Annotated in this window: 5 protein-coding genes; all 5 read right to left on the bottom strand. The window is 67.5% G+C overall.

The features are described 5' to 3' along the window. Positions 1-34: 34 nt before the first annotated feature. The 5 genes from rpsG to rpoB all read right to left on the bottom strand — a co-directional run bounded on the left by rpsG (position 35) and on the right by rpoB (position 11,490). Complete coding sequence (gene rpsG, locus AC0T5L_RS09045; RefSeq protein ID WP_476164939.1) at positions 35-505, bottom strand: 30S ribosomal protein S7; 471 nt, start codon at positions 503-505, stop codon at positions 35-37. Positions 506-507: 2 nt separating this feature from the next. Continuing rightward, positions 508-879 carry a 30S ribosomal protein S12 gene (gene rpsL, locus AC0T5L_RS09040; RefSeq protein ID WP_017538026.1) on the bottom strand — a complete coding sequence of 124 codons (372 nt, stop codon included), beginning with the start codon at positions 877-879 and terminating at the stop codon, positions 508-510. A gap of 460 nt (positions 880-1,339) precedes the next feature. Continuing rightward, on the bottom strand, positions 1,340-3,979 hold the full coding sequence (locus AC0T5L_RS09035; protein WP_476164938.1) for a hypothetical protein: 2,640 nt from the start codon (positions 3,977-3,979) through the stop codon (positions 1,340-1,342). A 130-nt stretch (positions 3,980-4,109) separates the two neighbouring features. Then, complete coding sequence (locus AC0T5L_RS09030; protein ID WP_476164937.1) at positions 4,110-7,988, bottom strand: DNA-directed RNA polymerase subunit beta'; 3,879 nt, start codon at positions 7,986-7,988, stop codon at positions 4,110-4,112. 34 nt (positions 7,989-8,022) lie between these two features. After that, a complete protein-coding gene (gene rpoB, locus AC0T5L_RS09025; RefSeq protein WP_476164936.1) occupies positions 8,023-11,490 on the bottom strand; it encodes a DNA-directed RNA polymerase subunit beta in 3,468 nt (1,155 codons plus the stop codon). Between the last annotated feature and the right edge of the window lie 513 nt (positions 11,491-12,003).

The raw sequence follows: 12,003 nt of genomic DNA, 5'->3' as shown, positions 1-12,003 counted from the left end.
GCTCGTCGTCCCTCGGTCTTTTTCGATCCGCCGCTTACCAGCGGTAGTGCGCGAAGGCCTTGTTCGACTCGGCCATCTTGTGCGTGTCCTCACGCTTCTTGACGGCCGCGCCGAGACCGTTGCTGGCGTCAACCAGCTCGTTCATCAGACGCTCGGTCATGGTCTTCTCACGACGCCGGCGCGAGTAGGAGACCAGCCAGCGCAGGGCCAGCGTGGTGGACCGGGAGGCGCGGACCTCGACCGGCACCTGGTAGGTCGCGCCACCAACACGGCGGCTGCGGACCTCGAGCGCGGGCTTAACGTTGTCCAGACCCCGCTTGAGAACGACGAGCGGGTCCTGGCCGGTCTTCTCACGGGCGCCCTCCAGGGCGTCGTAGACGACGCTCTGGGCGATAGAGCGCTTGCCGTCGAGCAGCACCTTGTTGATCAGTGCGGTGACGAGCGGCGAGCCGTAGACCGGATCGGTGATGAGCTGGCGCTTCGGCGCCGGGCCCTTGCGCGGCATGCTTACTTCTCCTTCTTGGCGCCGTAGCGGCTACGCGCCTGCTTGCGGTTGCGGACACCCTGGGTGTCGAGCGAGCCGCGGACAATTCGGTAACGGACACCCGGCAGGTCCTTCACACGGCCACCGCGCACGAGCACGATGCTGTGCTCCTGGAGGTTGTGACCGATGCCGGGGATGTAAGCCGTGACCTCGATGCCACTGCTCAGCTTCACTCGGGCGACCTTGCGCAGAGCGGAGTTCGGCTTCTTAGGCGTAGTGGTGTAGACACGCGTGCACACACCACGACGCTGCGGACTCCCCTTCAGCGCCGGGGTCTTGTTCTTTGCGACCTTGTCCTGTCGGCCCTTACGGACCAGCTGCTGGATGGTGGGCACCGCGTCTCCGTCTTCCTCGTGACCTACGCCGGTTCTCGTAGCCGATATCGCTATTGACCTGCTGAACTTCCCGAATCCCCCGGCCCCCGATGTCGGGCGTGTCGCATTCATGCCCACGCATGGCGACAAGGCGTTCACACCCGGCCGCAGGCCGATTATGGGAGGGGGTTCGCATGCGCCGCGCGCCGTAGGACCTCATTACTGGGGCCGGGCGCCGCACACGCACGTGTGACCCGTCGACTCACGGGCACAATCACACAGGCTACCGCTTGCCATCAGAGTGGTCAAAACGATGTGCGACACGGCGAGAACCGTGGAACCGGTCCCCGCATAGCCGTGGGTCTCCCCTAGTCTACGCGGTCCCGGAGTTCTTTCGTCCCCGTTTTTTCCTCAGGGGGCGGCCAAAGGCGAACGAGCCGCCTCCCTGACGACTATTGTCACCCGGGAGGCGGACTCGAAGCTACAGAATCAACCAGAGGGCGACGGAGATCACCGTCACCAGGATGCCGAACACGGCGAAGACCGTGCCCGTGGTGATCAGTCCGAGCCCGTCCAACTCTCCGCGGGACTCCCGAATCGCCTTCTTCGCCTTGGGCCCGGTGACCAACAGTGCCACGAGGGCCGTGACCAGGCCCACGCCCGGAATCAGCGAGGCCACACCCAGCCACAGGGTCAGGAACGCTCCCCGCTCGGTGTCGGCCAGGAAGTCGATGTTGTCGTAGCCGGGGTAGGACTCCCCGGTGTCACCGCCCAGGGGCGGGTCGTTGAAGCCGGGGAAGTCCTCCGCCACGGAGCTCCTGCGCCACCTGCGGCTGACCGTGGTCTCGGACATGCCGTAGTCCGCCGGCGTGAAGCCGTCGTCGTACTCCGACTCCTCCCGTCCGTCGTGCTCCGGTTCCGCCGGATCGTCGTACTCCGGCTCCGCCAGATCGTCGTACTCAGGACCGTCGTCGTAGCCGGGCTCCTCGTCCTCCCCGGCCAGGTCGTCCCCGGACGCTCCGGTGTCACCCCAGGCGTCCTCCCGGACGTCGAACATCCGCGTGGCACCGTCCGGCTCCTCGTCCCTGGACCGGGCACGCGTCTGCATGTCGGCGATCGCGGCCAGGGGGTCGTCCGAGGCTGGAACCGCCGAGGAGAGCTCCCCGGTGTCGGGCTCCCCCCACGCGACGGCCTCCGGCTGACCGGCGGCGGCCTCTCGGCGCCGCTGCTCGGCCTCCCGGACCACGTCCGGCAACCGGGGATCGTCACGGTCGAACGCCCAGGTGTTGCCGGTCCCCGAACCCGCTCCCGGGTGGGAGAGCTCGTCGCCGTAACCGTCGCTCCACCGCTGGTCGGGCTCCGCGCCGGCCCAGCCGCCGGTTTCCCGGGAGGGCGTCCACGAGTCCGGACCGCCGGTGCCCTCCGCGGGCCGGTCGGTCCCCCAGGAGCCACCGCCCAGTTCATCGGTGTCCCAGGACGATCCCCGCGCCTCGTTACCCCTGAGAGGGCCGTCCGCGTCCCGGAACCGCTCGCCGGACATGCCCGTGTCCGACACTCCCGTGCCGGCAGGAGACCAGGAACCGGAGTCACCGCCCCACGGCTGCCCATCGGTCGCACCGGTCACACCGGTGTCGGGAGACCAGGAACCGAGCTCATCGGCACCACCGGCCGGAACCTCCCCGCCCCAGGCGGAAGAACCGCTCACACCCTCATCCCACGGCTGCCTCTCGGCGCCGGGCGTATCCGCGGTACCGCTTACGGAAGAGGGATCCGTCCCAGCGTTGGTGCCCCAGGCGTCCGCGCCGAACGCGTCGTCACTGCCGGGAGCGTCGACGCCCCAGGCGGAGGGAGCGCGCGCATCGTCCCACGGCTGCCCGCCGACCACACCGGTGTCGGGAGACCAGGGACCGAGCTCATCGGCACCACCGGCCGGAACCTCCCCGCCCCAGGCGGAAGAACCGCTCACACCCTCGTCCCACGGCTGCCCACCGACAGGAGCGCCAAGCGCACCGGTGCCCCCGGACACGGAAGGGGACGGGGCGTCCCAGGAGTCGAAACCGCGCCCGCCGACGGTGTCGCCGCCCCAGGTGCCAAGGTCCTGCTCCCGGGCGTTACCGGGGCCCCAGGGCTGGCCGCCCGGTGCCTCGGGGCCGGAGGACGGCGCGCCCCAGGCGGTGTCGTCTCCACCCGCCTCAGGACCGCGCGCGTCTTCTGCCTCACGGACACCCTCGTCCCACGGCTGCCCATCGGTCGCACGGGTCACACCGGTGTCGGGAGACCAAGAACCGAGCTCATCGGCACCACCGGCCGGAACCTCCCCGCCCCAGGCGGAAGGACCGCTCACACCCTCGTCCCACGGCTGCCCACCGACAGGAGCGCCAAGCGCACCGGTGCCCCCGGACACGGAAGGGGACGGGGCGTCCCAGGAGTCGAAACCGCGCCCGCCGACGGAGTCCTCGTCCCAGGGCCGGCCACCGACCGTGTCAGATCCGGCTGCGCCAGCGCCGCCGGGCACGGAGGCGGACAGCTCATCCCAGGCGGCGCCCCCTCCGTCCGTCGTGGAACCGGAAGCACCGTCATTGGGCGCACCGGGTTCCCAGGCACCGGGGGTGCCGCCGGTGTCCCAGGGCTGACCGGGGTCCGCACTGGAATCCCCGGAGCCCGTCTGGGCGGCATCGGCTTCCCCGGGGGCGTCCCAGGCTCCCGGAACGGGGATCTCCTGGGTCTGCGGGCCTTCGGACCAGGGGCCCTGTGAGTCACCCTCCGCTGAGTCCCCGGGAAGGGGCACCTGCGCACTGGCCGCCACACTCGGCAGGTCCGGGCCCTCGGTCTCTCCCGGAATCCTGGTCAACGGCTGGTAGGCCGACTCCCCGGCCCCCGGGTAGGAGATGCCGTTGGAGGGCGGCGGACCGCCCAACGCCTCCGGATACGGCTCCACCAGAGCCGGCCGGGACGAACTCAGCCCCGTGTACCCCCCGCTGTCAGGGAAGACCGTGTCCCCGGTCTCCTCGCCTTCGAGCGGGTCCTGGTAATCCGACTGTGTGCGATAGCGGTTCTCACTCGGCTTGAACCACGAGTCCCCCGCACCGGAGTCCCGCCGCTCGCCCCCGTTATCAGTCACCTGTGCCTCTCCCGCCAGCGCAGTAGCGCCGTCTCCCGTCCGCCTCAGCGGACCCTCTACGCGGCAACGGCGGCGGTACCACCCCCTGAGGGGGTGGCGGACCGCCGCCGTCAGCTCAGCAAACTACTTCTTACCGGTTGTACGGTCCGAAGTCGTACTCCTCCAGCGGGACGGCCTCGCCCGATCCCTGACCGAAGGTGTACTCACTCGGCTCCTCGTACCCGGAGACCGAGTACATGGAAGCCTTGGCCTCCTCGGTCGGCTCCACCCGAACGTTGCGGTACTGCGGAATACCAGTACCGGCCGGGATGAGCTTACCGATGATGACGTTCTCCTTGAGGCCGAGCAGCGGATCGCTCTTGCCGTGGATCGCGTTCTCGGTGAGCACCCGGGTGGTCTCCTGGAAGGAGGCCGCGGACAGCCAGGACTCCGTGGCCAGCGAGGCCTTGGTGATACCCAGCAGCACCGGGCGCCCGGCCGCGGGCTGGCCGCCCTCGGACACGACGCGGCGGTTGATCCGCTCGAACTTCGGACGCTCGACCATCTCACCGGGCAGCAGTTCGGTGTCGCCCGACTCCAGGATGTTCACCCGCTTGAGCATCTGGCGAACGATGATCTCGATGTGCTTGTCGTGGATGGACACACCCTGCGACTTGTACACCTCCTGGACCTCCGACACCAGGTGCTGCTGCACCGCGCGGGGACCCTGGATGCGCAGGACCTCGTGCGGGTTGATCGCACCCTGGATCAGCTGCTGGCCGACCTTGACGTGGTCGCCGTCGGTCACCAGGAGCTGAGCACGCATCGGAACCGGGTAGGCGATCTCGTCCGTGCCGTCGTCGGGAATGACGACGATCTTGCGGCTCTTCTCGGTGTCGTCGATCCGGATCCGGCCCTCCATCTCGGAGATCGGGGCCACACCCTTGGGGACGCGGGCCTCGAAGAGCTCCTGGACACGGGGCAGACCGTGGGTGATGTCCTGACCGGCCGAACCGCCCATGTGGAAGGTCCGCATGGTCAGCTGGGTACCGGGCTCACCGATGGACTGGGCCGCGATGATACCGATCGCCTCACCGACGTCCACCGGCTTACCGGTCGCCATGGAGCGGCCGTAGCAGGTGGTGCAGACGCCGATCTTGGCCTCACAGGTCAGCGACGAGCGGATACGGACACGGGTGCGCCCGGCCTGGACCAGCTTGTCGATGTTCTGCTCGGAGGTGTCGCTCAGCGCGGGCAGGATGACCTTGCCGTCGGCGTCCAGCGCGTCCTCGGAGAGGGTACGGCCGAAACCGGTGTTCTCGACGTTGTGCTTGCGCACCACGACACCGGCGGCGTTCTTCTCACCGATCTCGTGCCAGATGGAGCGGTCGGTACCGCAGTCGATCTCCCGGACGATGACGTCCTGCGCCACGTCCACCAGACGACGGGTCAGGTAACCCGAGTCGGCGGTACGCAGGGCGGTGTCCGCCAGACCCTTGCGCTGACCGTGCGTGGAGATGAAGTACTCCAGCACGGACAGGCCCTCACGGTAGGAGGACTTGATCGGACGCGGGATCGTCTCACCCTTGGTGTTGGAGACCAGGCCGCGGATACCCGCGATCTGGCGCACCTGCATCGGGTTACCACGGGCGCCCGACTGGACCATCATCCACACCGGGTTGTCGGCGGGGAAGTTGTCCTCCATGTTCTGGGCGACCTCGGTGGTGGCCTGGGTCCACACCTCGGTGAGCTCCTGACGGCGCTCGTCGTCGGTGATCAGACCACGGTCGTACTCGCGCTGGATCTTGTCGGCCTTGCGCTCGTACCCCTCCAGGATCTCGCCCTTGCGCGGCGGCGCGACGACGTCCTCGATGCCGATGGTCAGGCCGGACCGGGTGGCCCAGCGGTAACCGGCGTCCTTGAGGGCGTCCAGGGTCGTGGCGACCTGGACCTTGGGGTAGTTCTCGGCGAGGTCGTTGACCAGGGTCGAGATCTGCTTCTTGCCCACCTGGAAGTTGACGTACGGGTAGTCGACCGGGGTGGTCTCGTTGAACAGGTACCGGCCCAGAGTGGTCTCCAGGAGGTAGTCCTCGCCCTGCTGCCAGCCCTCCGGAGGCGTCCAGTCCTTCGGCGCCGGGGCGCTGTCGGCGATCCGCAGGTGGATCCTCGCCTGTAGGTCGAGGTCACCCAGGTCGTAGGCCATGAGCGCCTCGGCCGGGGAGAGGAACGCACGCCCCTCACCCCTGGCGCCGGCCTTCTCCGTCGTCAGGTAGTACAGACCGATGACCATGTCCTGGGTGGGCATAGTCACGGGCTTGCCGTCGGACGGCTTGAGGATGTTGTTGGTGGCCAGCATCAGCAGCCGCGCCTCGGCCTGGGCCTCGGCGGACAGCGGCAGGTGCACGGCCATCTGGTCACCGTCGAAGTCGGCGTTGAACGCCGTACACACGAGCGGGTGGATCTGGATGGCCTTGCCCTCGACCAGCTGCGGCTCGAAGGCCTGGATGCCCAGGCGGTGCAGCGTCGGGGCGCGGTTCAGCATCACCGGGTGCTCGGTGATGACCTCTTCGAGGACGTCCCACACCACGGGGCGGGACCGCTCCACCATGCGCTTGGCGCTCTTGATGTTCTGCGCGTGGTTCAGGTCGACCAGGCGCTTCATCACGAACGGCTTGAACAGCTCCAGCGCCATCTGCTTGGGCAGACCGCACTGGTGCAGCTTCAGCTGCGGGCCGACGACGATGACCGAACGGCCGGAGTAGTCGACACGCTTACCGAGCAGGTTCTGACGGAAGCGGCCCTGCTTGCCCTTGAGCATGTCGGACAGCGACTTGAGCGGACGGTTGCCGGGACCGGTGACCGGGCGGCCGCGGCGGCCGTTGTCGAACAGCGCGTCGACGGCCTCCTGCAACATCCGCTTCTCGTTGTTGACGATGATCTCGGGCGCGCCGAGGTCGAGCAGCCGCTTGAGGCGGTTGTTGCGGTTGATGACACGGCGGTACAGGTCGTTGAGGTCGGAGGTCGCGAAGCGGCCACCGTCCAGCTGCACCATCGGACGCAGGTCCGGCGGAATGACCGGGATGCAGTCCAGCACCATGCCCATGGGGCTGTTGGTGGTGTTGAGGAACGCCGAGACGACCTTGAGCCGCTTCAGGGCGCGGGCCTTCTTCTGGCCCTTGCCGGTGCGGATGGTCTCACGGAGCTTCTCGGCCTCCGCGTCCAGCTCGAAGTTGGCGAGCCGGTCCTGGATGGCCTGGGCGCCCATGCCGCCGCGGAAGTACTTACCGAAGCGGTCCCGCATCTCGCGGTAGAGCATCTCGTCGCCCTCGAGGTCCTGGACCTTGAGGTTCTTGAACCGGTTCCAGACCTCGTCGAGGCGGTCGATCTCCCGCTGGGCACGGTCGCGCAGCTGGCGCATCTCGCGCTCGGCGCCCTCGCGGACCTTGCGGCGGGCGTCGCCCTTGGCGCCCTGCTCCTCCAGCTCGGCGAGGTCGGCCTCCAGCTTGCGGTGGCGGTCCTCGACGGTGGAGTCGCGGCGCTGCTCCAGGTGCTGCTTCTCGACCGAGATCCGCGCCTCCAGGGACTGGAGGTCGCGTTCCCGGGCGTCGGTGTCCACCCACGTGACCATGTAGGCGGCGAAGTAGATGATCTTCTCGAGATCCTTCGGCGCCAGGTCGAGCAGGTAGCCCAGACGGGAGGGCACGCCCTTGAAGTACCAGATGTGCGTGACGGGAGCGGCCAGCTCGATGTGGCCCATCCGCTCACGGCGCACCTTGGCGCGGGTCACCTCGACGCCGCAGCGCTCACAGATGATGCCCTTGAACCGGACGCGCTTGTATTTGCCGCAGTAGCACTCCCAGTCCCGGGTCGGGCCGAAGATCTTCTCGCAGAAGAGGCCGTCCTTCTCGGGCTTGAGGGTGCGGTAGTTGATGGTTTCGGGCTTCTTGACCTCGCCGTGCGACCACTGGCGGATGTCGTCGGCCGTGGCCAGACCGATGCGCAGCTCGTCGAAGAAGTTGACGTCGAGCACTTAATTCGTCCCCTGCTCTCGAAGAATGCGGAAGTTAGACCTCTTCGACACTGCTCGGCTCGCGCCTACCCAGGTCGATTCCCAGTTCTTCCGCGGCGCGGAAGACGTCCTCGTCGCTGTCCCGCATCTCGATGGACATACCGTCACTGGACAGCACCTCCACGTTCAGACAGAGCGACTGCATCTCCTTGATGAGCACCTTGAAGGACTCAGGGATGCCCGGCTCGGGGATGTTCTCGCCCTTGACGATGGCCTCGTAGACCTTGACTCGGCCCACCACGTCGTCGGACTTGATGGTGAGCAGCTCCTGGAGGGCGTAGGCGGCGCCGTAGGCCTCCAGCGCCCACACCTCCATCTCCCCGAAGCGCTGGCCGCCGAACTGCGCCTTACCGCCCAGCGGCTGCTGGGTGATCATGGAGTACGGGCCGGTGGAGCGCGCGTGGATCTTGTCGTCCACGAGGTGGTGGAGCTTGAGGATGTACTTGTAGCCGACGGAGATCGGCTCCGCGAACGGCTCGCCGGTGCGGCCGTCGAACAGGAGCGCCTTGCCGTCGGTGTTGATCAGGCGGTTGCCGTCCGCGTTGGGGCGCACCGAATGGATCAGGCCGCTGAGCTCGTCACCGCGCAGGCCGTCGAAGACCGGCGTGGCCACACGGGAGTTCGGCGGCACTTCGGACGCGCCGACGGCCTCGAGCGACTTCTGCCACTCCTCCTCGACCCCTTCGACCAGCCAGCCGTTCTTGGCGAGCCAGCCCAGGTGGACTTCCAGGACCTGGCCGACGTTCATACGGCCGGGGACGCCCAGCGGGTTGAGAATGATGTCGACCGGCGTGCCGTCCTCCAGGAAGGGCATGTCCTCCTGGGGCAGGATCTTGGAGATGACGCCCTTGTTGCCGTGACGCCCGGCGAGCTTGTCACCGTCGGTGATCTTGCGCTTCTGGGCCACGTAGACGCGGACCATCTCGTTGACGCCCGGGGCGAGCTCGTCGCCCTCGTCACGGCTGAACACGCGAACGCCGATGACCTTGCCGGTCTCGCCGTGCGGAACCTTGAGCGAGGTGTCACGGACCTCGCGCGCCTTCTCACCGAAGATCGCGCGCAGCAGGCGCTCCTCCGGGGTCAGCTCGGTCTCGCCCTTGGGCGTGACCTTGCCGACGAGGACATCGCCGTCAACGACCTCGGCGCCGATGCGGATGATCCCCCGGTCGTCCAGGTCGGCGAGGACCTCCTCGCTGACGTTGGGGATCTCCCGGGTGATCTCCTCCGGACCCAGCTTGGTGTCGCGGGCGTCGACCTCGTGCTCCTCGATGTGGATCGAGGAGAGGACGTCGTCCTGCACCAGACGCTGGGAGAGGATGATCGCGTCCTCGTAGTTGTGGCCCTCCCAGGACATGTACGCCACGAGCAGGTTCTTGCCCAGCGACATCTCGCCCTGGTCGGTGGAGGGCCCGTCCGCGAGGACCTGGTTCTCCTCGACCCGCTGGCCCTCGGCCACGATCGGCCGCTGGTTGAAGCAGGTGCCCTGGTTGGAGCGCTGGAACTTGCCCATGCGGTACGTCTTGCGCGTGCCGTCGTCGGCCATGACGGTGACGTAGTCGGCGGTGACGTCCTCGACGACACCCGCCTTGTCGGTGAGGATGACCTCTCCGGCGTCGGTGGCGGCGCGGTACTCCATGCCGGTACCGACGAACGGCGACTCGGCGCGCAGCAGCGGCACGGCCTGGCGCTGCATGTTGGAGCCCATGAGGGCGCGGTTGGCGTCGTCGTGCTCCAGGAACGGGATCATGGCGGTGGCGACCGACACCATCTGGCGCGGTGACACGTCCATGTAGTCGACCTCGTCGGTGCTGACCTGCTCGAACTCCCCGCCCTTGCGGCGGACGAGCACGCCGGCCTCGGCGAAGGAGCCGTCGGCGTTCATCGGCGTGTTGGCCTGCGCGATGACGAAGCGGTCCTCCTCGTCCGCGGTGAGGTAGTCGACCAGGTCGGTGATGCGACCGTCGACGACCTTGCGGTACGGGGTCTCCACGAAACCGAAGGAGTTGACCCGGCCATAGGCGGCGAGTGAGCCGATCAGACCGATGTTGGGGCCCTCAGGCGTCTCGATCGGACACATACGGCCGTAGTGCGAGGGGTGCACGTCGCGGACCTCGAAGCCCGCGCGCTCACGGGACAGACCGCCCGGACCCAGCGCCGAGAGACGGCGCTTGTGGGTCAGACCCGCGAGCGGGTTGGTCTGGTCCATGAACTGGGACAGCTGCGAGGTGCCGAAGAACTCCTTGATGGAGGCCACGACGGGACGGATGTTGATCAGGGTCTGCGGCGTGATCGCCTCGACGTCCTGAGTGGTCATCCGCTCACGAACGACGCGCTCCATACGGGCCAGGCCCAGGCGGACCTGGTTCTGGATGAGCTCGCCGACGGTACGCATACGGCGGTTGCCGAAGTGGTCGATGTCGTCGGTCTCGATCGGGTTGGGACCCTTGACGGTGTCCTTCTCGACCTCACCCGCGTGCAGACGGACGAGGTAGTCGATCGTGGCGACGATGTCCTCTTCGGTCAGCGTGCCCTGCGTGTAGTCGGTGTCGAGACCGAGCTTCTTGTTGATCTTGTAGCGGCCGACCTTGGCCAGGTCGTAGCGCTTGGGGTTGAAGTAGAGGTTCTCCAGCAGCGCCTGGGCCGACTCCTTCGTGGGCGGCTCGCCCGGGCGCAGCTTGCGGTAGATGTCCAGCAGCGCGTCGTCGGTACCCGCGGTGGGGTCCTTCTCCAACGTGTTGCGGATGGACTCGTACTGGCCGAAACGCTCCAGGATCTGGTCCGTGGTCCAGCCCAGCGCCTTGAGCAGGACGGTGACGCCCTGCTTGCGCTTGCGGTCGATACGGACACCGACGAAGTCGCGCTTGTCGACCTCGAACTCCAGCCATGCACCGCGGGACGGGATGACCTTGCAGCCGAAGAGGTCCTTGTCCGTGGTCTTGTCGATGGACTTGTCGAAGTACACGCCCGGCGAGCGGACCAGCTGGGACACGACGACGCGCTCGGTGCCGTTGATGATGAAGGTGCCCTTGACGGTCATGAGCGGGAAGTCGCCCATGAACACCGTCTGGCTCTTGATCTCACCGGTGTCGTTGTTGATGAACTCCGCCGTGACGAACATCGGGGCGGAGAAGGTCATGTCCTTGTCCTTGCACTCCTCCTCGGAGTACTTGGGCGGCTCGAACCGATGGTCGCGGAACGACAGGGACATCGTGCCCGAGAAGTCCTCGATCGGGCTGATCTCCTCGAAGATCTCTTCGAGACCGGACTGCTCCGGAACGTCCTTGCGGCCAGCGTTTCGGGCTGTCTCAACCCGGGTCTTCCACTTCTCGTTACCCAGCAGCCAGTCGAACGACTCGGTCTGGAGGGCGAGGAGGTTCGGGACCTCCAGTGGCTCCTGGATACGGGCGAAGGAAACGCGGTGCGGACCAAGGGCGTTAGCGGAGGCGTTGCGCGAGGCTGCCAACAGGGGTCCTTCCGAAGGCTTGTGGCGGTTGAAGCGCGCACGCCAGACGATCCGTCACGGGAAGGACCGCCGCAACACGGTTGAGACGGTCACATCGAGCGGGAGCGGGCCACCGTATGTCCGGAAATGGAGTGGGCGGTAGCCGTTCACCGACATAGGGATCACCAAAGGGCAGCGCAAAAGAGCAGTGTAGCCGAACACCACACCGCTGTCCACTCACGGTTCGCAGCGCCACTCACGACACCGGCAGGATCGCCCGTTGAGGGCGATCCGTCAACCCCAACCAGGTGGTTCTCACCTCAACCTTGCTCGCCGAGTCGTCCAGAACTGCCGTCGGTGGACTGGTGCGCCTGCCCTGGCCCCGGGGGTGGAAGCCAACGGACATTCGAAGGATTCCCCCGCCGTGGTCGGGTAAACACTTCCTCAGGGCCTCACCAGGTTTCCCGGGACGGGAGGTTACCGCGTTCGGGGGACAGTTCGCACACGCACGCCCCGCCCGGGGCTCCCGAGCCC

Source organism: Nocardiopsis sp. TRM 82005 (assembly GCF_056312425.1).
This window is presented reverse-complemented; position numbering and strand designations above follow the sequence as displayed.